We start from the raw sequence: 21,805 nt of genomic DNA, 5'->3' as shown, positions 1-21,805 counted from the left end.
GCAAGGGTTCAGGTCGCCGCCGGTGCCAGCCGGGAGTCCAGCTGCTCACGCACGTTCGGCCAGTCGGTGTGGAGGATCGAGAACATCACGGTGTCGCGCACCCGGCCGGTATGGGTGATCTTGTGCGCCCGCAGGATGCCCTCTTCCACCGCGCCAAGCCTGGCGATGGCAGCCCGGCTGCGCAGGTTCAGGGCGTCGGTCAGGATTTCGACCCGCACAGCGCCGGCCGCGAAGGCATGGCCCAGCAGCAGACGTTTGCAGGCGGGATTGACCCGGTGACCGCGCGCCTCGGGCCGGTAGAAGGTCGCGCCCAGTTCCAGTCGGCGATGCTTCGGTTGCACCTCGAACAGGGCCGTGGTGCCCACAAGCCGGCCTGTCGCCTGGTCGCGGACCGCATAGCAGACCGCCTGCCCCGCAGCCTGCTGGCCGGTCCAGTTGGTCCACCAGACATCGAAGGCCGGGCCAAAGGCCGAACCGGCCAGCAGGTTCCAGCTGTCGGGATCGACGTTCAGGGCCTCGCGTAGCTCGTTCCGAATAGCATCGGCATAGGGCTCAAGCCGGACGACGTCGTTCTCGAGCGGCGTCGGCTCGATCTTCACGCCGCGCCCTCGGACCTCAGAAAGTCAGTGACCAAAGCCGAATCAACATTGCGGGACACGAAGGCATCGCCGATCCGTCGGGCCAGGATCAGGGTAAGCGCCCCACCCTCGGCCTTCTTGTCACCCGCCATCCGCGCCAGCAGGGCCCCGGCGTCGAAACGACCGGCCTGGTCCAGACGGGTTGGCAGGCCAGCGGCCGCGATCACCCCCTCGACCCGGGCCACATCGGCGGGCGGGCACAGGCCTTGGGATGCCGAGTATCGGAACGCCATGGCACAGCCCAGCGCCACCGCCTCGCCATGGGCCAGGGCGGCCTCCTCGAAGCCGAGCTCCGCCTCGATCGCATGGCCAAAAGTGTGGCCGAGGTTGAGCAGGGCCCGACGCCCGGCCTCCTTTTCGTCCTCCGAGACGATGGCGGACTTGATCTCGACCGAGCGGATGACCGCCCGTTCCAGCGCCGCCGGATCGCCCGACGCACCGGCAGCACCCTCGCCCGCCAGCCAGTCGAAGAAGTCCGGATCGCAGATCAGTCCGTGCTTGAGCACCTCGGCCCAGCCGGATCGCAGCTGGCGCGCTGGCAGGGTCGCCAGCACGTCGATGTCCGCCAGGACGAGGCGCGGCTGGTGAAAGGCGCCGACCAGGTTCTTGCCGCGCGGCGTGTCGATGGCGGTCTTGCCGCCGACCGAGGAGTCGACCTGGGCCAGCAGGGTCGTGGGCACCTGGACGAAGTCGATGCCGCGCATGTAGAGCGCCGCCGCCAGCCCGGCGAGGTCGCCGACGACACCGCCGCCCAAGGCCACGATCACGTCCTTACGGTCCAGTCCCTTGGCCAGCAGCTGGTCCATCAGCCGCTCCAGCTCGGGGAACGACTTGGAGGCCTCGCCGGCCGGCACCGTGGCCATGGCGGTGCGGATGCCGTTCGCCTCCAGCGAAGCGGTCAGCGCGGGGCCGTGGATCGCGGCGACGGTCTCGTCGCTGACGATGACCGTACGACCGCGGGCGAAGGGCGCGATCCGTGAACCCGCCTGCCCCAGCAGACCGCGCCCGACCACCACATCATAGGCCGCGAAACCTTCACCACCGACCGGGACCGTCGTCATGGCGTTTCCTCTGCCTGCCGTGCCCAGAAGGCGCTGAGCCCCGTCATAATGGCCTCGACCGACTGGGCGTGGGCACCGGCACCGACCTCGACCGTCACATCGGCGGTGGCGTAGACGGGGTAGCGCACCTCGGCCATTGCACTGAGCGCCTGAAGCGGGTCCTTGCCGCGCAACAGGGGGCGGGTGTCGCGCCGCTGCACACGGCTGGCCACCACCGCCAGATCGGCCTTGAGCCAGACGGTTGTGGCGCGCGTCCTCAGCAAGGCGCGGGTCTCGGCATTCAGGACGGCCCCGCCGCCCGTGGCCAGCACCATACGCGGGGCTTCGAGCAGGCGACGCATGACCCGGGCCTCTCCGGCCCGGAACTCGGCCTCGCCCAGTTGAGCAAAGATGTCGGACACGCTCATGCCCGCCGCCTCCTCGATCACCTCGTCTCCGTCATGGAAAGGCAGGCCCAGGCGCGCGGCCAGCCGACGGCCCACGGTCGATTTGCCCACACCCATCAGGCCGACCAGCGCTATGGTGCGCTCCGGATAGGGAATCGGCCCGTTGTCGGGTGTCGTGACGGGCAAGGAGTCGAGCGTAGCAGGCATGATCGTCGCAACCTCTACACCAAGCCCTCCGCATGGCCAGAGGCCGATCGCCCGATGAGCCCGCAGGTCGAGGCCTTTCTGGAGATGATGGCGGTCGAGCGCGACGCCTCGCCCCACACGCTCAGTGCCTATGCCCGCGATCTGGCCGATGCCGAGGGGACGCTGGGGCATGGCGGTCTGATGCAGGCTGACGAGGCCGGGATCGAGGCCTGGTATGCCTCCCTGTCCACACGGGGCCTGTCCGCCGCCACCGCTGCGCGACGCCGCTCGGCCGTACGCCAGTTCTACCGGTTCGCCCTGGGCGAGGGCTGGCGGACCGATGATCCGTCGCGCCGGCTGGATGCCCCGAAACAGGGACGGACCCTGCCCCGGACCCTGTCACGCGACGAGGTCGAGCGGCTGCTGACGGCGACGGCGGCGCTGGACGGTCAGGCCGGTGTCCGGCTGATCGCCCTGACCGAACTGGCCTATGCATCGGGCCTGCGGGTGTCGGAACTGCTGGCGCTGAAGGTCGAGGCCGTGCGGCGCGATCCGGCCTGGCTGATCGTGCGCGGCAAGGGCGGCAAGGAGCGTCTGGCCCCGCTGAACACTTCGGCGCGCGATGCCGTCAAGGCCTGGCTGACCGCCCGCGACGCCGCCCGCAAGCCCAGGGCTCCCGACAGTGTCTGGCTGTTTCCGTCCTCTGGCACCACCGGCCATCTGACGCCGCGCCGGTTTGCCCAGCTGCTGGACCAGGCGGCGATCACGGCCGGGATCGACCCGGCACGCGTCAGCCCCCACGTCCTGCGCCACGCCTTTGCCACTCATCTGCTGGAAGGCGGGGCCGACCTGCGCGTCGTCCAGACCCTGCTGGGACATGCCGACATCGCCACCACCCAGATCTACACCCACGTCGCCACCGAGCGCCTGACGGAGGTCGTCCACCGCCACCACCCGCTGGCGCGGGAGGAATAGGACCGGGAGTCGAGATCGGGTCGTTCTGGTTGCCGAGAACAGATGTTCCCAACGACCGACATGGGTGGGAAGCGGACGTTCCCGCCCGTGCTTCCGTTCCCCTTTTTGCGCCTAAGCGCCAATCAACGACACTGCACCGTCTGGTCGAGGGCCGCTCGCTACCTAAGGACCCGTTCCCCCATCACGGACCGTGGTGAGCTCCAGGGAATAGGTGCCGGTTGCCGCGGGTTCCAGGCTGTTGGCCCTCACGAACCAGACCTGACCATCTCCGTTGAACGACAGCGAAGCGTTCGTACCGCCTCCACCATCATCGTCGTTGACGCTGGCCTCGCCGCCGCACTGGAGCGAACCTGCGCTGAGATAGGTGTCGAAGTCTGACGAACGCATCGTGACCTGGTAACTAGATCCGGCCGTGGTCTGGACCCGGTGGCAGTCGTAGAAAATGAAACCGCGTGGCCTCGGCGGCACCGCGCGCTTCGGCCTCGGTCAGGCGCGTCTGCAGCGCCGCGATTTCCTGCTGCCGGACCCGGTCACGGGCATTCGCCTGGCGCTCGACGGCCTCCAGTGTCGCGCTCGATCCCGCCACGGCCGCCGAGATCTCGACCCGGGCGTTCACCTCGGGAGGCGCGTAAGCCATCACGACCGGTGCCAGCACCATCGCGGCAACGAACCCCGCCGGACCCACCCCTGAACGCCAATCCATCCAAAGCCCCTGCCTTTGTGGGAGCAGTTACCGTCAACGAACAACGGGGTGCAACCGACGGAAACCGGCGGTCTTCGTTCGCACTCGGCCGTCAGGATGAACGACCTGAAGTCGGATATGGGTCGGACCACAATATTTGCATCTCGCCCGAAAGCAGACTTTGGCAAGACGCGTGAGGGCAGACCGCCTGCACTGACGCCATGGGAATCGAGAGCAGGTCGCCGATGTCGTGGGTCCAGTTGAGGTGATCTGAACCTCGGCGCGTCGGGGGCAGGTCCGTCAAACGCTGCGGTCTTGCTTGCCACGCTTCGTCAAAGGCCAACCGACGCAGGGTGCCAGGCGACGCTGGCTCTATTCACCCGACTGGGCGGGACGCAGCCAAAGACCCGGCGCGCGCCTCGCCAGCAGTGTCACCGCATGGCTGGGTAGGCCTCAGCCACACGGCTCAACACTGGCCCATGTGATGGCTGGCATCAGCGGGTCCCCGCCATGCGTTGCGCGGTTCCACACGGCCCAGCGATCCGGACCAGGCCCTGAGTCCTCCCAGGATGGAGCGATGAGCGCAAGGATCGCGTCAAAGGCCTTGTCGTCTTTGGGCGCGATGTCGAGCCAGAGGCCGAAATGGTCCGCGAACTTCCAATACGGATAGACCCGGCACTCTCGAACAGGCGCGATGACCATGAGTCGGGCGGTCAGGTCTGAAGCAAGGGCGAACGCCGTCGCGAAGTCCGACGCTTCAATATAGACGCGCAACGCCAGCCTGGACGTCGTTAGCTGAACTGTGGCCATCCGTCGCTCCTGCACCAAAGCCAATCGTTCCCGAGGGGCGGTTCGAACCTCGATTGAAACCAGAAATCTCGCTTCTTTTCAGGCCATTACTTTACCAGCTTTAATGTCATGTCCTGCATCCCGGGCCTATCCATACCTGACCATCCCCATTGTGATAACAGCGGTAGCTGTTAACGCTCTTCGACAGGCTGGATGGGGGGAAGCGACAATGACATCGATCATGAACCGACGCGCCTTGATGTTGGCAGGCAGCGCTGTTGCTCTGGCGGGCCAGGCATCGGCGCAGGTCGTGAATACCCGCCGGTTTCGGGCAGGACGACAGGTGGTGGCTGCCGATGCGGGTCAATTGGCTGGCCTGCCAGATCTGCTGCAGGGCAGCCTGAATACGCCAAGGCTGAGCAGCATGACGGTCCACGTGCCTGCGTTCAGGGTGGAGGTGGCCAAACAGATGCGCAAGAACGCGCGCACACGCGGATTTGGAGCGAGCCAGACCACGACGTTCCTGTTCGAAAATGTCGACGACGCTGCGATGCAGTCGATGACGCAACGCCTGTACGACCAGTTCATGGCCGGTCTTGTGGCGCACGGATACACGGTCGCGACCATCGATCAGACGAGTGCCGATGCCAATCTGGCGCGGCTCTTCAATGATCGCCCCGGCCCGCTGGACGGAAACGTCGATGGAGGCCGGTCGACCTTCTATGCGCCCGAAGGCATGTCCGTGAACATTGTCACCGGCGACACGCGCGTCCCGAGCGGTCTCGCCACCTTCAGTGTCGCCAGCGACATGGGCGCGACGGGGATGGCGGTTGTTCGCTCAGCCATGGCAGGATCGATGGTCGTGATGCCGCGCTTCGCCATCGGCTTCGCCGAGGTCGAGGCGAGCTCCGACCGGTTTCTCGGCGATCTTGGCAACACGGCCTCTGTATCAGGACGCGGCGGCGTGCGCTTGCTTCCGGAAGCCACGCGCGTCGAGGTGTTCGTGCCGAAAGGTGGCAATAGCCAGTTCGGTCAGGACTGGATGGCCTTGTCGTCATCGCTGTTGCTCGCAGGCGCGGATGCCGGACCGATCCATGACGCAACGACGGACGCGCAAAAGCGTGATGCTGCTGTCGGGCAGGTTATCGGAGCTCTTGGCGCGCTGGCGGGCCTGGGGACAGGTGCCGTATCGCAATACAATACGAGTGCTGTCACCGCGGGCCCAAGGCTGACCGAGACCACGGAGCCCTATCTTGCGGCCGTACAGGAGCATTTCCTGGCGGCCCTGAAACCAATGGCGTGATCCTCCTCCTTCGTTGATCGCCGATGACGTCCCAAGGCCTCAAATGTCGCCCGCATGCGTGCTCCGCGACGGCGATCACCTCTGCATGAGCGTCAGCTGTCGGGCGTAAGAGCGGTCAGGCATGGATCGTGCGGGCCTGAAACGCCCCATCCATTCCGTCGGCCTTGCTGCGCTCCCGCTTGCCCCGGCTCGCGAGCGGCACTAGGTTCCGCCGCCTTTGCAGTGCGGTCTTCCCGCCGCCGACACGGACGCCTCATGGCCACGCACTATCTCGATTTCGAAAAGCCGATCGCCGAGCTGGAGGAGAAGATCGAGGAGCTGTCGCTGCTCGCTGCGACTTCCGGCTCGTTCGAGACCGAGATCAACGGCCTGAAGAAGAAGGCCGACCAGCTTCGCAAGAAGACCTATGCCGCCCTCGACCCGTGGCAGAAGACACAGGTCGCCCGTCACCCCCAGCGTCCGCATTTCATCGATTATTTGGGCGGACTCTTCACCGACTACGTCGAGCTGCGGGGCGACCGCCAGTTCGGAGACGACCAGGCAATCCTCGGCGGCCTCGCCCGCTTTCGCGGTCAGTCGGTCGTCGTCATGGGCCATGAAAAGGGCCATGACACTGCAACCCGCCTCACGCACAATTTCGGCATGGCCCGGCCGGAGGGCTACCGCAAGGCCGTGCGCCTGATGGACATGGCCGAGCAGTTCGGCATCCCGGTCCTGTCGTTCGTCGATACCGCCGGAGCCTATCCGGGTCTGGGTGCCGAGGAGCGCGGACAGGCCGAGGCCATTGCACGCTCGACCGAACGCGGCCTGACACTGGGTGTTCCTTTCATCACGACCGTCACCGGCGAAGGGGGCTCGGGCGGAGCGATCGCCATCGCCGCTGCGAACCGCGTGCTGATCCTCGAACACTCCATCTATTCGGTCATTTCGCCTGAAGGGGCCGCCGGCATACTGTGGCGTGACGGGGCCCGGGCCCGCGATGCCGCAATGGCGATGAAGATCACGGGCCCGGACCTGATGGAACTCAAGATCGTCGACCGGGTGATCCCCGAACCGCAGGGCGGCGGGCATTCGGACCGCGAGGCCACAATCGCAGCCGTTGGAGACGCGGTCTGGGAAGAATTGCAGGCCCTGATTCCGCTCTCGCCGGACGCTCTGCGGTCCCAGCGTGCCGAGCGGTTTTATGCGATCGGCCGAGCCGGCTGACATTTACACCCGGCAGGAAGCCTGCCACGCTCTTGAAGATCGACCATGTACAGCGCGCGTAGCTCCTGCGCAGACCCATAGCTGCCGACATGCAAGAGAGCCCGACGGGCGCCCCATGACCAAGCTTTTCTCAATCAGAAGCGTCCGTTGACCTCAGCAGGCGGCGAAACGCTTCGAGCCAGCGCCGTGTTCAATCTGAGCCGGGCCAACACCCTGGTGATAGACGACTCGGCGATATCGCTCAGCCTGACCACAGAGGCTCTTCGCGGTTTCGGTATCGAAGCCCGATACATCTGCAGAAGCGCAGCCGAAGCAATCGCGGTCCTGATGGACCATCCCGTCGACCTGTTGATCGTGGCCTGTGAGATGCCAGGGATGAATGGTCACGAGCTGGTCCGGTGGCTCAGAAACTCGAGACTGGAGCCGAATGCCTATGTGCCGGTCATCATGACGGCCGGGCATGCGCGCGCCTCGACAGTCGAAGAGGTGCGTGCCTGTGGGGCGAACGTCCTGATCCAGAAGCCGTTCAAGGCTGAGGTTCTTCTCCACCACGTGATCCGGGTCGCCCGCGACAATCGGCCGTTCATCGAGACGTCCGACTACTCGGGGCCGGATCGCCGGTTCAATGTGTCCGAGCCTCGTGATCGGGACGAGCGGCGCAGGGACATGATTCGCCTCGCGGCGCTCAGGTCGAGGCGCCTAGACGGTGTACCCCTGCCCCCGAAGAAAGACCCGGAACCCGATACAGTCGTCTGGCAGTCCCGAAGGTCCCGTCTATCGACCCTGATCAACGACCCTGGCGGGCTGAGCGTGGGCACGGCCCTGCTCCAGGCCCGATCAAACCTGCAGGCCCTTCAGTCACAGAGCCAGGAGATCGTCAGTACACGGATTGCCGATCTCGTCCGGCTCCAGGAACCTTCATCTGACCATCCCGATCCGCAGCGGGTCCTGGCCGAGGCCTACCGTCTGTCGAGCGCCGTGATCGATGCTGCCAGTCCTTTCGAGCGTGTCGATCTCTGCACCGCAGCGTCCGGCCTCTGCGATCTGATCGATGCCGCAATGCCGGACACGCCGTTCGACTGGCGTATCGTCACCGTCCATGCCCAGGCCTTGCAACTGATCCAGGGCCTTCCGCCGGAGGCCGACGCGGAGCGCGCGGAGGTCCTCGCCAATCTGCGTCTGGTGCTCGAAAGGCGACGCCCGCTCAATCTGGACGATCTCTAGCCGGACCTGACCTTCAGGCTCCGACCGGCGTCGACCGGGCACCGCGGGTCTGCTTGCGCCACAGGGCAGCATACTCCCCTCCGACACGCGCGACCAGTTCGTGATGGCTGCCCCGCTCCACGATCCGGCCGGCCTTCACCACCAGGATCTGATCGGCATCGGCGATGGTCGACAGGCGGTGAGCGACGACCAGCGTTGTCCGCCCTGCCTGGGCGCGCCGCAGCGTTTTCTGGATCGCGGCTTCGGTCCGGCTGTCCAGAGCGCTGGTCGCCTCGTCGAGGATCAGCAGGCAGGGATCGGCCAGAAGGGCGCGGGCAATCCCGACCCTCTGGCGTTCACCGCCGGACAGCTTGAGTCCCCGTTCGCCGACCTTGGTCTGCATGCCATCGGGAAGCCCGCGGATGAAGTCGCCCAGTTCCGCCGCCTCGACTGCGGCCCAGATGGCCGCTTCGGTCGCTTCGGGGCGGGCGAAGGCGATGTTGACGCGCAGGGTGTCGTTGAACAGCGCCACGTCCTGGGGCACCAGGGCTACCGCACGTCGGAGCGAGGCCTGGGTCACGTCGCGCATGTCGACGCCATCGATCAGGACACGACCGGACTGGGGATCCAGCAGCCGGAGTGCCAGCTTGACCATGGTGGACTTGCCGGCGCCGGACGGACCGACCAGGGCGGTCGTCGTGCCCGGTTCGGCGACAAACGACACGTCCTCCAGCCCGCCCGTGCGGGCATCGTGCCGGAAGGATACGCTTTCGAAGGCAATCGAACCTCCCCGCGAGTCGCTGCAGGGCTGCAGGTCGGGCGCACCATGGGCATCGGCGACCTGGGGCTGCTCGCGCGTGACCTTGAGCATCTCCTCCATGTCGATGAAGGCCTGCCGAATCTCGCGATAGGCAAAGCCCAGAATATTCAGCGGGGCATACAGGGCGATCAGGATCAGGACCGCCGCCGTGACATCGCCCGGGCCCATCCGGCCTGCTGCAGCCTCGAAGCCGGCCAGCACGGCCATGACGCCGAGCCCGATGTTCATGATGAGGACCTGGACCCCGTTCAGCAGGGCCAGGGAGGTGTTCGCCTTCAGCGCCGCCGCATTGTAGACGGCGAGCGCTTCGTCATAGCCGGCGGCAGCCCGCTGCTCGGCCCCGAACGACTTGACGGTTTCGTAGTTGAGCAGGGAATCGACGACCAGACCCGCTGCCGCCGTGTCGGCCGTATTCATCGTGCGGCGGTGCTCGATCCGCCAGTTGCTGATCGAGAAGGTCACGATCGTGTAGATCACGACGACAACAAGGGCGATCGCCCCGAAACGCCAGTCATAGGCACCTGCAAGCACCCCAGCGGCGAGGATCAGTTCCAGGCCTGTCGGGATAAGGTTGAACGCAAGGATACGCAGCAGGAAATCCACGGCCCGCGACCCACGCTCGACCGTGCGCGACAGCGAACCGGAACGTTTGGTCTGGTGGAAGTCCAGCGACAGGTTCAGGGCGTGGGCGAAGGTCTCCGTCGCCGTCGTCCGCTGGGCGGCCTGCCGGATCGGCGCAAACACGACGTCCGATACCTGAGGTGCGATCGACGAGAGGAATCGGATCAGGGCCCAGGCTACGGCGAAACCTGCGAAACCCAGGGCGATGCCAACGCCTGCGGGCTGATCTTCTGCAAGCCGGTTGACGGCTGCACCAAGGGCCAGTGGTGCGGCGACCCCCAGGGCCTTGCCCGCAAGTGTCAGCGCCATCGCCAGGATAAGCCTGGGCCACAGCTGCGGTGCCCGGGATCGCGCAACCAGGCGCGTCAGATCCGCCAACGCGTCCCAGGTCTTGGGTCCGTCGACCTTGACTTCAGGTTCACTTCCCAACGCTCTCACGTCCGGCACCGCGCTTCGTCGTACCGATCGTTCACCGCGTCCTGCCATGAGACGTCATATGGCCCGCCCGGCTCCGGAGCGAAAGACGTCAAGCCAGCCCCGCGATCGCATCAAGAATTTCTTCGACGGCGGCATGGGTCGTGGCCCACGAGCAGACGAAGCGGACGGAGCCGTCATCAAATCGATAGCAGGCCCATCCGGCCGCGTTCAGGCGTTCATGGGCCTCAACCGGCATCCGGACGAACACCGCATTCGCCTCGACCGGATGCGCCAGCGTGAAGGGCGAGCGGGTGACGATGCCCCTGGCCAGTTTCTGGGCCATCTGGTTTGCGTGGGCGGCACCGGTTTCCCACTCGCCACTCTCCAGCAGGCCCAGCAGGGGCGCGGCGACAAATCGGGCCTTCGAGGCCGTCTGTCCGGCCTGTTTCAGGCGGTTGTCCAGCCGACGGCCCAGGGCCTTGTCGAACAGCACAATCGCCTCCACGCAGTTTGCGCCGGCCTTGGCTCCGCCGAAGACCAGGGCGTCGACGCCCAGTCGTGCGATCTGCTTGAGGTCGAACCCGTGCGCCGCAGCATTGGCCAGGCGCGCTCCGTCCATATGGACGCCGTATCCGCAGGCCTTCACCGGCTCGATCAGGTGACGCAGTTCCTCTTCGAGGTAGACCGTGCCGTATTCGGTGGATTGGGTGAGGGACAGCGCCGCTGGTGGCTGCCTGTGACCCACGACAGGCTCCTCGAGCCAGGCCTGCAGAGCCCTGGATTCGATCTTGCCCGAGAAGCCCGGCAAGCCGATCAGGCCGACCCCCTGCCCGAAGAAGCCCGGAGCCCCGGTCTCGTCGGTGCAGATGTGGGCCGCGTGGTGTGCAAGCACCGCCTCGTGCGGATTTGCCAGCATCGACAGAACGATGGAGTTGGCTGCCGTGCCGCTGAAGACGAAGCGAACGTCGGCGTCAGCGTCCAGTCGCTGGCGGATCTGGTCTGCAGCCCGCGCCGTGACGTCGTCTGACCCATAGGCCCGCGCGTAATCCGTATTGGCCTGGATCAGAGCATCCAGAGCGGACGGGGCCATGCCGGCCGTATTGTCGGACCCGAAGTCGTATCGCATGGCTCAGCCCTCGCTGGATTCGGTGTGGGCGTCACCCGGCGAAGGGTTGCTGCTTGGACTGGTCTGGCTCGCGCGCCTCGTGACCACAGGCATCATGTCCTCTGTGCCATAGGGAACAGCGACCTGATGCGGGAACGGAATCTCGATGTTCGCGGCATCGAGGGCCTCCTTTGCCGCCTGGAACACATCGGCCTTGGTCTGCCAGTAGTCCTCGGATTTCGTCCACGCCTGCAGGGTGACCTCGACCGCGCTGTCCAGCAGGTTGGTCACCCCGGCCCACGGCGCAGGGTCCTGAAGCACCTTCTCGTGCGCACTCGCGGCCGTGATCAGGGCATGACGCGCCTCGGTCAGGTCGCTGCTGTAGCCAACGCTCATCTTCAGCTCCATGCGCCGGGTCTGCTGACCCGACAGGTTCAGCATGGTGTCTGAGAAGACCTTGGCATTGGGAATGACGATCTTGACGTTGTTGGCATCCGACATCTGGGTGAAAAACAGGTCCAATCGGGTGACCTTGCCCACGTTGTTGTTGATGTCGACCAGATCCCCGACCCTGTACGGACGCAACACCAGAAGCATGACTCCGGCCGCGACGTTCGACAGCGTGCCCTGCAGCGCCAGGCCGACCGCCAGGGAAGCAGCCCCCAGAACGGCGAGAATCGATGTGGTCTGAACGCCGAGGCGCTGAAGCACGGCAATGAAGCCGATGATGTAGACGACGACACGCACCACCTGGATGGCGAAGCTGAGGACCGTCGGGTCGTGGCGGAAGCCGCGTACGCGGGACAGACCACGCCGGGTAGCCCTCGCCGCCCATTTGGCCGCAAAGACCGTCGCCACCAGGATGATCAGGGCGATCGCAGTGTTGATCGCGAAGTCGCCGGCGAGGTCAGTCAGACGGGCCAGCATGGCGACATCGAAGGCGGCAGCCTTTTCGCCGGCGGTAACCGCTGCGAGTACGGGAGCAATCGGGGTGGACATGGCGGGGGTTTACCGCACCCCGCGCCGATTTGAACCCTTCTGGTGCCTATTCGATGGTCGTCGCGACCCGCCCGCCTCCGGATTCCATACGTTCAAGCAGCCCCAGGACCGACAACAGCGTGTCGGCTTCACGCGCCGGCTTGTCCCAGCGAATGCGGCTGATCCGCGGAAACCGCATGGCAACGCCCGACTTGTGCCGGGGCGAACGCTGCAGGCCCTCGAAGGCGATCTCCAGAACCATGCCAAAGTCGGGCTCGGCCCGGACCGACCGGACCGGCCCGAACCGGTCGATCGTGTTGTCACGGACGAACTTGTCCAGCAGCTTCAGTTCGTCGTCGGTGAAGCCAAAATAGGCCTTGCCCACAGGCGTCAAAGCGCCTTCCTCAGTCCAGACACCGAAGGTGAAGTCCGAATAGAAGCTGGACCGTTTCCCATGCCCACGCTGGGCATACATCATCACTGCGTCGATGGTGTGGGGATCGCGTTTCCACTTGAACCAGGGTCCCTTGGGGCGCCCTCCCACATAGGTCGAGTCCCGGCGCTTCAGCATCAGGCCTTCAGCGGCACCGCCGACGGGAGGATCGGCACGCAGTCGGCCAAGCGTCTCCCAGTCCGGATAGTCGACGATGGGCGACAGATGCAGCCGCTCATTTCCGTGAGACGCGACAACGGCCTCGAGCCGGGCCCTGCGCTGTTCGAATGTCAGATGGCGCAGGTCTTCGCCCCGCTCCGCCAGCAAGTCATACGCCAGGATGGCCGCCGGATAGGCCGCCATGGTCTTCGCATCGACCGTCTTGCGGTTCAGTCGTTGCTGCAGGTCTCCGAACGGGGCGACCACGCCCCCTCCCCCCGGCTCGGCCCGCCAGATCAGCAGCTCGCCATCGATCGCACCCTCGAATGACAGCCCCGCCATCAGGTCGGGGAAGGCCCCGGATATCTCGTCGCCGGTTCGGGAATACAGCCGGGCCACGCCAGCCTCGCGCACGGCCTGGACGCGGATGCCGTCCCATTTCCATTCGGCGGCATAGTCAGCCGGGTCCAGACGGCTGAAGTCCACGGCCTCGTCGATCGCAACCGACAGCATGACCGGGCGGAAACGGCCTGGTGCATCCCCGCTGGGGCGGTTGGCGCGACCTTCGAGCCAGGCGAACAGTTCGGCATAGGGGGGTTCCAGCGCATGCCAGACCTCCTCGATCTCGGACACGTCAACAGGAGCCAGGCGTGGCAGCCCCTCGCCGCCGTCCGAACCCGGCGTGCCGCCTGTGTTTTCCGGACAGATCAGGGCCGTGGCGGTCTTTGCCAGCCGCGCCGACAGGCCGACCCGGAGGCCTCCTGTGACAAGCTTGAGCAGGGCCCAGCGTCCCTTTGGGGCAAGAGCATCCAGCCAGCCCTCGATCAGCCCCTGCACCTCGCCCCGTTTAGCGGAATTCAGCGCATCGACGACCTCGCCCAGTTCAGGCTCGCGGTTGGCCCGACGGTTCGGATCCCCCGGCCAGATCAAGGCCACCGTCTCGGCCAGGTCGCCGACGTAGTCATAGGACCAGCCAAACAGGACCGGATCGACCCGCGCCTCGACGGCCTTGCGGATCATTGCGGGCTTGGCCGCCGTGAAGCTGAGCTCTCCGGTCAGGGCCGCCAGGGCCCAGCCCCGGTCGGGGTCGGGTGCCGCCCGCAGATAGTCCCGCAGAAGGACAAGTTTGGCATTGCGTGAACTGGTCAGCGATAACCGGTCGAGAAGTTCGGCGAAGGCCCGCACTCTAGTCGGCCTTCCGTCCGTCTCCGATGAAGGCTCCAGCGATCCAGCTGACGAGGCCGGTCACGATCGCCGCCCCCATCCCGGGCCAGAGCCCATCGACAACGAAGCCGTCCAGCAGGACGGCGACCAGGCCGATCGTGGCCGCGTTGACGACCAGCAGGAACAGACCGAGCGTCAGCACGGTGATCGGGAAGGTCAGGATCACGAGGATCGGTCGCACCACGGCGTTGACGACGCCCAGCAGGACCGCCGCGATCACGAGCGTGGTCGTATCCGAAAAGCCGACCCCATCAATCACCTGTGACGCCAGCCACAGGCCGAGCGCCGTCACGACGGCCTGGACGATGAAGCGCAGCATGAAGACCCCTCGATTATTGTCAGTGCCATCCCAATGTAGGGCATGGCAGCGTGTTGTGCTCACAAAGCCATCCAGGAACCGCAGGGTTCCTCACGCGCTATGACGGCACGCCTCCCCGGCCAACACATTCTGAAAGGGATATCCCATGACTGATCAACGCATCCAGGGCAAAGCCGAAGTCCTCGGCGGTCGCCTACAAGACGGTATCGGTGGCCTGACCGGTAACGACCGCCTTCAAGCCGAAGGCAAGCTGAACGAAATCAAGGGCAAGGCCCGCGACGCCTACGGCCGTGTCATCGACGGCCTTGACGGCCTCGTGGAAAAGGCCCCGGCCCAGTACCAGGAAACGGCCCGCAAGGGTCTGGACTTCGCCCGCGCCAAGCCACTGCTCACCACAGGTATTGTTGCCGGTCTGGCTTTGATCCTGTCACGCGCCGGTCGCCGCTAGGCTTCGACGCTCTTACGCAAAAGAAAGGCCCGGGCATCACTGCCCGGGCCTTTTTCGTTTCCGGAAAAGGACGCCCTAGACGGCGGCATCCTCGTCGGCGGCTTCCTTCACCGCCTGGCCACTGGCCGGCTTGATGTCGAAGGCGATCTTGCCGTCCTTCAGCTCGACCTTCACGTGACCGCCACGCGTCAGACGCCCGAACAGGATGTCGTCGGCGAGCGGCTTCTTGATGCTCTCCTGGATGACCCGACCCAGCGGGCGCGCGCCATACAGTTCGTCGAAGCCGTTCTTGGCCAGCCAGTCGGCGGCATCGTCCGTCAGCTCGATCGTGATGTTCCGGTCCGCAAGCTGGGCTTCCAGCTGCAGCACGAACTTGGTCACGACCATACGGATGGTCTCGGCCGCCAGAGGCCTGAACGATACGATGGCGTCCAGACGGTTCCGGAACTCCGGAGCGAACAGGCGCTGGATGGCCTTCTCGTCCTCGCCCTCGACCTTGCCACGACCGAAGCCGATGGAGGCGCGGGCATTGTCGGCCGCTCCGGCATTGGTGGTCATGATCAGGACGACGTTCCGGAAATCGACCTTCTTGCCGACGGCGTCGGTCAGTTGGCCGTTGTCCATGACCTGCAGCAGGATGTTGTAGACATCCGGGTGTGCCTTCTCGATCTCGTCAAGCAGCACCACTGCATGCGGGTGCTGGTCGACGGCGTCGGTCAGCAGGCCGCCCTGGTCATGGCCGACATATCCGGGAGGCGCTCCGATCAGCCGGCTCACGGTGTGACGCTCCATATACTCCGACATGTCGAAGCGGAGCATCTCGATACCCAAAGTCGAGGCCAGTTGCTTGGCGACCTCGGTCTTGCCGACGCCGGTCGGGCCGGCAAACAGGAACGAGCCGATCGGCTTCTGCGGATCGCGCAGACCCGCCCGGGCCAGTTTCATGGCCGAGGAGACCTGCTCGATCGCTGCGTCCTGACCGAAGACGGCCCGGTTCAGATCTTTCTGCAGTTCGCGCAGACCTTCGGTGTCGGTCTTGGAGACCGATTTCGGCGGAATGCGCGCCATCTTGGCGATGACGGCCTCCACTTCCTTCTGGCCAATGACCTTCTTCCGCTTCGATTCCGGCAGCAGCATCTGTGATGCCCCTGCCTCGTCGATCACGTCGATCGCCTTGTCCGGCAGTTTGCGGTCGGTCATGTAGCGGGCCGAAAGTTCCACCGCCGAACGGATCGCGGCGTCGGTGTAGCGCAGCTTGTGGTGACCTTCGTAGGCGGTCTTCAGCCCCTTCAGGATTTTCACCGTATCCTCGACCGTCGGCTCGTTGACATCGATCTTCTGGAACCGCCGGACCAGGGCGCGGTCCTTCTCGAAATGCTGGCGATACTCCTTGTAGGTCGTCGACCCCATGCAGCGAAGCGTGCCCGACGCGAGGGCCGGCTTGAGCAGGTTGGACGCATCCATGGCCCCGCCCGAGGTCGCGCCGGCACCGATGACCGTGTGAATCTCGTCGATGAACAGGATGGCGTTCTCGTGGTTCTCGAGTTCCTTGACGACCTGCTTCAGCCGCTCCTCGAAGTCACCGCGATAGCGTGTGCCAGCCAGCAGCGCGCCCATGTCGAGGCTGTAGATGGTCGCGCCTTCCAGCACGGCCGGGACCTCGTGATTGACGATCTTGCGGGCCAGCCCTTCGGCGATTGCGGTCTTGCCGACGCCCGGCTCGCCCACCAGCAGCGGGTTGTTCTTGGTGCGGCGGCACAGGATCTGGATCGAGCGGTCAACTTCGGCCTGACGACCGATGAGCGGGTCGATCTTGCCCTTGCGCGACTTCTCGTTGAGGTCAACGCAATAGGCTTCCAGCGCCTCACCGCCCTGTTTGACGGCGGCGGCGTCATCGGCCTCCTCGGGCGAAGTGCCCTTGGCAGGCCGCGATTCACCGGCACCGGCCTTCTTAGCGATGCCATGGGCGATGAAATTCACGGCGTCGTAGCGCGTCATGTCCTGCTCCTGCAGGAAATAGGCGGCGTGGCTTTCGCGCTCGCTGAAGATGGCGACCAGCACGTTGGCCCCGGTCACTTCCTCGCGACCGGACGACTGAACGTGGATCACGGCGCGCTGGATGACGCGCTGGAAGCCGGCGGTCGGCTTGGCGTCCTCGCCATCGCTGGTCGCCAGGGCGGCCAGATCAGTGTCGACATAGAGCGTCAGCGCGGTCTTCAGCGCGACCAGTTCGACATTGCAGGCCGTCATCACCCCGGTCGCATCCGGGTCATCGATCAGGGCCAGCAGCAGGTGTTCGAGGGTGGCGTACTCGTGGCGGCGCTCATTGGCGTAGGCCACGGCGCGGTGAAGGGTCTCTTCCAGGGGGCGTGAGAACGAGGGCATTGGGGAGATCCTCTCAGTCTTTTTCCATAGTGCATTGCAGCGGATGCTGGTGACGGCGCGCCGTCTCGACCACCTGGGCGACCTTGGTTTCGGCCACCTCATAGGTAAAGACGCCGCACACCCCGACGCCATGCTGGTGCACATGCAGCATGATGCGGGTCGCGTCTTCGCGGCTCTTCTGGAAGAACCGCTCCAGCACATAGATGACGAACTCCATCGGCGTGTAGTCGTCATTCAGGATCAGCACCCGATACAGCGAGGGCTTCTGAAGCTTGGGTTTTGTTTCGGTGATGGTGGCAGAGCCTGAGCCCTGTCCCTGTCGTTCACCTGGCCGGTTGGATGGCATTCTTGTTCCGTATCGGGGGAGTCGAAACCCTAGATAGGAAAGAATGGACGGTTTTGAAGCCGCGTCCAGTCCCGGCTTCGTGACCGGAGCTCAAAGGTCGCAGGCAAATGCCTAGATCCCGCAGATCAGGGCGTCAGGCCGCGCGGGCGATGACCCGGTTTCGACCCGTTGCCTTGGCCTCGTAAACGCCCTCGTCAGCCCGTTTGAGCAGCGCCTCAGGCGTATCGCCCTGTCCAAGCGAGACCGCAACGCCGACCGAGATGGTGATGTTGAGCGTTTCCTTGCCGCCCATCACACGGAAGGGGACGGAACTGACATCGCGCCGGATGCGATCGGCGATCCGGTGGGCATCCTCGATCCGGGTATCCGGCATTACGACGACGAACTCCTCGCCTCCGAATCGACAGGGCAGGTCCACGGCCCGGACATTGGTCGCCAGCCGGACGGCGAACTCCTGAAGCACCTCATCACCGGCATCGTGACCAAAGCCATCGTTGACAGCCTTGAAGTGATCGATGTCCATCACCAGGACGGCAACCGGATCACCGCCATGATTGGCCCGCTGGACGAGAGCCTGAAGCTGGCCGGTCATGTAGCGACGATTGTGCAGTCCCGTGAGCGCGTCGGTGACCGCCATCTCGAGGGAATAGTCCAGCTTTTCGCGCAGGAAGTCGGTGTAGCGCTTGCGCCTTATCTGCGTCCGTGCCCGCGCAGCCAGTTCTTCCGGATCCACAGGGGACATCAGGATGTCGTTCACGCCGAGTTCCAGCGCCTTGATCAATCGGGGCCTGTCGGTCGGCTCGACAACCGCGAGAATGGGCATGTGGCGGGAGGTTTCGGCCGATCGCGCCTGGGCGACCAGCCTGAGACCGTCAAAGCTCTCAGCGGCGACATTGACAATCATCAGGTCGATCAGACCGCGCGAAGCCAGCAGGGCTGCCTTGGGATCGGTCTCGATGACAGGACGATGCTCGCGGGTCAGTTCATCCGCAATCCGTTGGGCCTGGCGCAGATTGTCGTCGACGATCAGGACCCGTCCACCGGAGCCTCGCAGCCGCCCTGCCCCGTCCGCGTTTACGCCGAGCCTGCGCCCGCTTTCCTCACGCTCGCGCAGTTCGTCCATTACGAGCTTGAGGCGGGTCAGCGAACGCACACGCGCAAACAGGACGACATCGTCCAGAGGCTTGGTCAGGAAATCATCGGCTCCGGCATCGAGACCGCGAATCTTGTCATCGCGTCCATCCAGAGCCGTGACCAGGACAACCGGAATATGCCGTGTATTCGTATCCGCCTTGATCTGCCGACAGGTCTCGAACCCGTCCATTCCCGGCATCATGACATCCAGAAGGATGATGTCAGGCTGTTCCTGGGCCGCCAGACGAACCGCCGTTGCCCCGTCCTGACAGGTCATGACGTCATAGTATTCGATCGTCAGCTTGGCTTCGAGAAGCCGGACGTTCGCCTCGACATCGTCGACAACAAGGATACGCGCTGTCATCCGACCCCCACGGGGACGGAAAGGCCCAGATGTTTCTTCACGGTCTCGAGGAAATGCATCACCGAGATGGGCTTGGAAATGTAGGCCTCACAGCCGCCCTGCCGTATCCGCTCCTCGTCACCCTTCATGGCAAAGGCCGTGACGGCGATGATGGGAATATGCGCCAGTTCCTCATCGTCCTTGAGCCATTTGGTGACTTCCAGACCGCTGATCTCGGGCAGCTGGATATCCATCAGGATGAGGTCCGGCATATGCTCACGCGCCATTCCAAGGGCCGACAGACCCTCGCGGGTCTGCAGAACCTGGTAGCCCTGGGAGTCGAGCAGATCATGAAAAAGCTTCATGTTCAGCTCGTTATCCTCGACGATGAGGACTTTCTTGGACATCATTCCCCTTGCGGCCTGAAATCGCGCTGATACGCGAAGGCACTCGTAGTCAGGCGGGTATCTTTCACCCGCAGTCTTAAATTGACGTGAAGCTCCGGCGCGCGGCTGCAAAAGCTCGTTCGGCTGAACGGCTGTGTTGTGGCACAAGAAAGGAACAGTTCGGGATCAGGAGAGTCTTCCGCTTGGCCATCAGCGCCATCTGCCGCCAATGCACCTGGACAGGCACCGACGCGGTAAAACGCTGTCCGACCTGCGGGTCTCCTCGTGTCATTTGCGATGCCGAACTGGAGCAGCTGACAATCGCGCACCTCGACTGCGACGCCTTCTATGCCTCGGTCGAAAAACGCGACCGGCCGGATTTGCGCGACCGTCCGGTGATTATCGGCGGCGGCGTTCGCGGGGTCGTCTCGACCGCCTGCTACATCGCGCGGCAGTCTGGCGTGGGCTCGGCCATGCCCATGTTCAAGGCCCTGAAGGCCTGCCCGGACGCCGTGGTCATCCGCCCCGACTTCCCTCGCTATGTGGCAGAGTCGAAAAGGATTTTCGCCCTGGTGGGTGCCCTGACACCGCTGGTTCAGACGCTGTCGCTGGATGAGGCCTGGATCGATCTGGCTGGCACGGAGCGCCTGAACGGCGGCCCCCCGGCCTTGCAGCTGATCCGGCTGCAGAACAGGATCGAGGCAGAAACCGGCCTGACGGTCTCCATTGGCCTCGCCCCCAACCGCTTCCTGGCCAAGGTCGCTTCGGAAATGGACAAGCCACGCGGCTTCTCGGTGATCGGCAAGGCCGGGGCGAAGGCCCTGCTCGCCCCACGGCCCGTATCGATCCTGCCCGGGGTGGGGCCGGTCTTCACACGGACCCTGAGGAGCGACGGGTTTGCCACGGTCGGCGATCTGGCCGCGGCCGATCCCCGCGACCTGATGAAGCGGTACGGTGAATGGGGCCTGCGGCTGCACGACCTCTCTCACGCCCGTGATGGCCGAACCGTCAATCCCGACCATGACCGCAAGGGGATGAGCGCAGAGGCCACGTTCAACAGCGACCTGGTCACAGCGGAAGCCCTGGAGGCCGAGCTCTGGCCGCTGTGCGAGAAACTGGCGTCCAAGGCCCGGCGCGACGGCGTTGCGTCACGGGTCGTGGTGCTGAAGCTGCGTCGCGACGACTTCCGCATCGTCACCCGCCGGCACAGCCTTCCCGAACCCGTCCAGACGGCCCGGGCCCTGTTCGCCGTCGGCCGCGCCTTGCTGAAGCCCGAACTGGGCCGGCCCTATCGCCTGATCGGCATCGGCATGGCCGAGGTTGTGGATGCCATCGATACCCCGGCCGGCCTTTTTGCCTCGACCGAGTCGCGCGCCCTCAAGACCGAGACCACCATCGACGACCTTCGCGCCCGGTTCGGTGCCGGAGCTGTGGTCGCTGGACGTGCGCTGAAGCCGCCCGCCGCCTGACGCATTCAGCGAGACTTAAGGCCCGTGTGTCAGGGTGCCGCCATGAAGTCTCGTTTCGATCAAATGCGCCGTCGCGCGGCCCGCTACCTCGGCGTTCGGTCCGTCACCCTTGCACCCCCGCGCGGCGTGTTCAGCCTCAGCTTCGACGACATCCCGGTGACCGCATGGACCGAGGCCGGTCCCATCCTTGCCGAGCACGGCATCAAGGCGACCTACTATGTCTGCGGTGGACTGGCGGGCGGCACGAATCTGGGCCTTCCCCAGTTCGAGACCGAGCACCTGCAGGCCCTGCACGTCGCCGGTCATGAGGTGGGGTGCCATACCTATGAGCACGCCAGTGTCATGGACCTGACGGCTGCGGAGCTGGCGGCAAGTCTTGACCGGAATGCCCGATGGGTCGGCGAGAGACTCGACGGCCACGTCATGACCAGCTTTGCCTATCCATTCGGAGACTGCGGGCTGGGGGCCAAGGCCGTCGTGGCCGGGCGGTTCGAGTTTGCGCGCGGCGTCATCAACGGCATCAACCAGGCTCGCAGCGACCGGCCGTTGTTGAAGGCGATCGGCCTGGAGTCCCGACGGCTGCCGGGTTACGACCTCGAGGCTCTGATGCAGCAGACTGCCGCTTCGCGCGGATGGCTGATCGCCTACGGTCATGACGTCATGGACAGCCCGACAGCCTATGGGTGTACCCCCGACGATCTGGACCGGGTGATCCGGTTGGCGAAGGCCGCCGGTCTGGACATTCTGCCGGTCGAGGCCGGCTGGCGGGCCTGCCGCGTCTGACCGACT

22 protein-coding genes are annotated in these 21,805 nt (G+C 65.2%); 7 read left to right on the top strand and 15 right to left on the bottom strand.

Annotated features, from left to right (window positions below; all coding sequences use genetic code 11):
• Positions 1-8: 8 nt before the first annotated feature.
• The 3 genes from GGR13_RS04795 to GGR13_RS04785 are packed head-to-tail and all read right to left on the bottom strand — an operon-like array spanning position 9 to position 2,292.
• Positions 9-599, bottom strand: a complete 591-nt coding sequence (locus GGR13_RS04795; RefSeq protein ID WP_183212380.1) for a GNAT family N-acetyltransferase — start codon at positions 597-599, stop codon at positions 9-11.
• Positions 596-1,699 (bottom strand): 3-dehydroquinate synthase, encoded by a 1,104-nt coding sequence (gene aroB / locus GGR13_RS04790; protein WP_183212379.1) that lies wholly within the window; start codon positions 1,697-1,699, stop codon positions 596-598. Before aroB ends, GGR13_RS04795 begins: the two co-directional genes overlap by 4 nt.
• Positions 1,696-2,292: a shikimate kinase gene (locus GGR13_RS04785; protein WP_183212378.1), complete on the bottom strand. Its 597-nt coding sequence runs from the start codon at positions 2,290-2,292 to the stop codon at positions 1,696-1,698. The genes aroB and GGR13_RS04785 overlap by 4 nt, the downstream gene beginning before the upstream one ends.
• A 54-nt stretch (positions 2,293-2,346) precedes the next feature.
• Between GGR13_RS04785 and GGR13_RS04780 the strand changes: the two genes are divergently transcribed.
• The gene (locus tag GGR13_RS04780; RefSeq protein WP_183212377.1) at positions 2,347-3,246 is read left to right on the top strand and encodes a tyrosine recombinase; all 900 of its coding nucleotides are present in this window, start codon (positions 2,347-2,349) and stop codon (positions 3,244-3,246) included.
• Positions 3,247-3,408: 162 nt separating this feature from the next.
• Here GGR13_RS04780 and GGR13_RS04775 read toward each other — a convergent pair whose 3' ends face one another.
• From GGR13_RS04775 to GGR13_RS04765, 3 genes are all read right to left on the bottom strand, one after another.
• Positions 3,409-3,633, bottom strand: coding sequence for a hypothetical protein (locus GGR13_RS04775; RefSeq protein WP_183212376.1), 225 nt, complete (start codon positions 3,631-3,633; stop codon positions 3,409-3,411).
• 13 nt (positions 3,634-3,646) lie between these two features.
• Positions 3,647-3,949: a hypothetical protein gene (locus GGR13_RS04770; RefSeq protein WP_183212375.1), complete on the bottom strand. Its 303-nt coding sequence runs from the start codon at positions 3,947-3,949 to the stop codon at positions 3,647-3,649.
• Between the two features lie 432 nt (positions 3,950-4,381).
• Entirely contained in the window at positions 4,382-4,738 is a 357-nt protein-coding gene (locus GGR13_RS04765; protein ID WP_183212374.1) for a hypothetical protein, read from the bottom strand.
• Here GGR13_RS04765 and GGR13_RS04760 point away from each other — a divergent pair.
• The 3 genes from GGR13_RS04760 (at position 4,731) to GGR13_RS16580 (ending at position 8,450) form a co-directional block, all read left to right on the top strand.
• Positions 4,731-6,020 (top strand): hypothetical protein, encoded by a 1,290-nt coding sequence (locus GGR13_RS04760; protein ID WP_183212373.1) that lies wholly within the window; start codon positions 4,731-4,733, stop codon positions 6,018-6,020. The genes GGR13_RS04765 and GGR13_RS04760 overlap by 8 nt on opposite strands.
• A 255-nt stretch (positions 6,021-6,275) precedes the next feature.
• Positions 6,276-7,226: an acetyl-CoA carboxylase carboxyltransferase subunit alpha gene (locus GGR13_RS04755; protein WP_183212372.1), complete on the top strand. Its 951-nt coding sequence runs from the start codon at positions 6,276-6,278 to the stop codon at positions 7,224-7,226.
• Between the two features lie 147 nt (positions 7,227-7,373).
• Entirely contained in the window at positions 7,374-8,450 is a 1,077-nt protein-coding gene (locus GGR13_RS16580; RefSeq protein ID WP_246347703.1) for a response regulator, read from the top strand.
• Positions 8,451-8,463: 13 nt separating this feature from the next.
• Here GGR13_RS16580 and GGR13_RS04740 read toward each other — a convergent pair whose 3' ends face one another.
• The 5 genes from GGR13_RS04740 to GGR13_RS04720 are packed head-to-tail and all read right to left on the bottom strand — an operon-like array spanning position 8,464 to position 14,505.
• Complete coding sequence (locus GGR13_RS04740; RefSeq protein WP_183212371.1) at positions 8,464-10,356, bottom strand: ABCB family ABC transporter ATP-binding protein/permease; 1,893 nt, start codon at positions 10,354-10,356, stop codon at positions 8,464-8,466.
• Between the two features lie 40 nt (positions 10,357-10,396).
• The gene (locus GGR13_RS04735) at positions 10,397-11,413 is read right to left on the bottom strand and encodes a threonine aldolase family protein (RefSeq protein WP_183212369.1); all 1,017 of its coding nucleotides are present in this window, start codon (positions 11,411-11,413) and stop codon (positions 10,397-10,399) included.
• A gap of 3 nt (positions 11,414-11,416) precedes the next feature.
• Positions 11,417-12,391, bottom strand: coding sequence for a mechanosensitive ion channel family protein (locus GGR13_RS04730; RefSeq protein ID WP_183212367.1), 975 nt, complete (start codon positions 12,389-12,391; stop codon positions 11,417-11,419).
• Between the two features lie 46 nt (positions 12,392-12,437).
• Positions 12,438-14,147, bottom strand: coding sequence for a cisplatin damage response ATP-dependent DNA ligase (locus GGR13_RS04725; protein WP_183212365.1), 1,710 nt, complete (start codon positions 14,145-14,147; stop codon positions 12,438-12,440).
• Between the two features lies 1 nt (position 14,148).
• Complete coding sequence (locus GGR13_RS04720; RefSeq protein ID WP_183212364.1) at positions 14,149-14,505, bottom strand: phage holin family protein; 357 nt, start codon at positions 14,503-14,505, stop codon at positions 14,149-14,151.
• 145 nt (positions 14,506-14,650) lie between these two features.
• On the opposite strand from GGR13_RS04720, the gene GGR13_RS04715 reads away from it, so the two are divergent.
• Positions 14,651-14,953 (top strand): CsbD family protein, encoded by a 303-nt coding sequence (locus tag GGR13_RS04715; RefSeq protein ID WP_183212362.1) that lies wholly within the window; start codon positions 14,651-14,653, stop codon positions 14,951-14,953.
• 75 nt (positions 14,954-15,028) lie between these two features.
• Here GGR13_RS04715 and clpA read toward each other — a convergent pair whose 3' ends face one another.
• The 4 genes from clpA to GGR13_RS04695 all read right to left on the bottom strand — a co-directional run bounded on the left by clpA (position 15,029) and on the right by GGR13_RS04695 (position 19,568).
• Positions 15,029-17,338 (bottom strand): ATP-dependent Clp protease ATP-binding subunit ClpA, encoded by a 2,310-nt coding sequence (gene clpA, locus GGR13_RS04710; protein ID WP_183212361.1) that lies wholly within the window; start codon positions 17,336-17,338, stop codon positions 15,029-15,031.
• Positions 17,339-17,351: 13 nt separating this feature from the next.
• Positions 17,352-17,684: an ATP-dependent Clp protease adapter ClpS gene (gene clpS, locus GGR13_RS04705; protein ID WP_183212359.1), complete on the bottom strand. Its 333-nt coding sequence runs from the start codon at positions 17,682-17,684 to the stop codon at positions 17,352-17,354.
• 133 nt (positions 17,685-17,817) lie between these two features.
• Entirely contained in the window at positions 17,818-19,182 is a 1,365-nt protein-coding gene (locus GGR13_RS04700; protein ID WP_183212358.1) for a PleD family two-component system response regulator, read from the bottom strand.
• Positions 19,179-19,568 carry a response regulator gene (locus tag GGR13_RS04695; RefSeq protein WP_183213085.1) on the bottom strand — a complete coding sequence of 130 codons (390 nt, stop codon included), beginning with the start codon at positions 19,566-19,568 and terminating at the stop codon, positions 19,179-19,181. Before GGR13_RS04695 ends, GGR13_RS04700 begins: the two co-directional genes overlap by 4 nt.
• Before the next feature lie 182 nt (positions 19,569-19,750).
• On the opposite strand from GGR13_RS04695, the gene GGR13_RS04690 reads away from it, so the two are divergent.
• Together GGR13_RS04690 and GGR13_RS04685 are read left to right on the top strand one after the other, a co-directional pair.
• Complete coding sequence (locus GGR13_RS04690) at positions 19,751-21,016, top strand: DNA polymerase IV (protein WP_183212356.1); 1,266 nt, start codon at positions 19,751-19,753, stop codon at positions 21,014-21,016.
• A gap of 42 nt (positions 21,017-21,058) precedes the next feature.
• Entirely contained in the window at positions 21,059-21,799 is a 741-nt protein-coding gene (locus GGR13_RS04685; RefSeq protein ID WP_183212355.1) for a polysaccharide deacetylase family protein, read from the top strand.
• Positions 21,800-21,805: the final 6 nt, after the last annotated feature.

This window comes from Brevundimonas variabilis (genome assembly GCF_014199945.1).
Lineage (GTDB): Bacteria > Pseudomonadota > Alphaproteobacteria > Caulobacterales > Caulobacteraceae > Brevundimonas > Brevundimonas variabilis.
The sequence above is the reverse complement of the archived record's forward strand: the minus strand, read 5'-3'. Positions and strand labels throughout refer to the sequence as shown.

Coding starts and splice junctions, on each gene's coding strand:
- aroB (WP_183212379.1), bottom strand. CDS start 1,699: ATGACGACGGTCCCGGTCGGTGGTGAAGGTTTCGCGGCCTATGATGTG.
- GGR13_RS04785 (WP_183212378.1), bottom strand. CDS start 2,292: ATGCCTGCTACGCTCGACTCCTTGCCCGTCACGACACCCGACAACGGG.
- GGR13_RS04780 (WP_183212377.1), top strand. CDS start 2,347: ATGAGCCCGCAGGTCGAGGCCTTTCTGGAGATGATGGCGGTCGAGCGC.
- GGR13_RS04775 (WP_183212376.1), bottom strand. CDS start 3,633: ATGCGTTCGTCAGACTTCGACACCTATCTCAGCGCAGGTTCGCTCCAG.
- GGR13_RS04770 (WP_183212375.1), bottom strand. CDS start 3,949: ATGGATTGGCGTTCAGGGGTGGGTCCGGCGGGGTTCGTTGCCGCGATG.
- GGR13_RS04765 (WP_183212374.1), bottom strand. CDS start 4,738: ATGGCCACAGTTCAGCTAACGACGTCCAGGCTGGCGTTGCGCGTCTAT.
- GGR13_RS04755 (WP_183212372.1), top strand. CDS start 6,276: ATGGCCACGCACTATCTCGATTTCGAAAAGCCGATCGCCGAGCTGGAG.
- GGR13_RS04740 (WP_183212371.1), bottom strand. CDS start 10,356: ATGGCAGGACGCGGTGAACGATCGGTACGACGAAGCGCGGTGCCGGAC.
- GGR13_RS04735 (WP_183212369.1), bottom strand. CDS start 11,413: ATGCGATACGACTTCGGGTCCGACAATACGGCCGGCATGGCCCCGTCC.
- GGR13_RS04730 (WP_183212367.1), bottom strand. CDS start 12,391: ATGTCCACCCCGATTGCTCCCGTACTCGCAGCGGTTACCGCCGGCGAA.
- GGR13_RS04720 (WP_183212364.1), bottom strand. CDS start 14,505: ATGCTGCGCTTCATCGTCCAGGCCGTCGTGACGGCGCTCGGCCTGTGG.
- GGR13_RS04715 (WP_183212362.1), top strand. CDS start 14,651: ATGACTGATCAACGCATCCAGGGCAAAGCCGAAGTCCTCGGCGGTCGC.
- clpA (WP_183212361.1), bottom strand. CDS start 17,338: ATGCCCTCGTTCTCACGCCCCCTGGAAGAGACCCTTCACCGCGCCGTG.
- clpS (WP_183212359.1), bottom strand. CDS start 17,684: ATGCCATCCAACCGGCCAGGTGAACGACAGGGACAGGGCTCAGGCTCT.
- GGR13_RS04700 (WP_183212358.1), bottom strand. CDS start 19,182: ATGACAGCGCGTATCCTTGTTGTCGACGATGTCGAGGCGAACGTCCGG.
- GGR13_RS04695 (WP_183213085.1), bottom strand. CDS start 19,568: ATGTCCAAGAAAGTCCTCATCGTCGAGGATAACGAGCTGAACATGAAG.
- GGR13_RS04685 (WP_183212355.1), top strand. CDS start 21,059: ATGAAGTCTCGTTTCGATCAAATGCGCCGTCGCGCGGCCCGCTACCTC.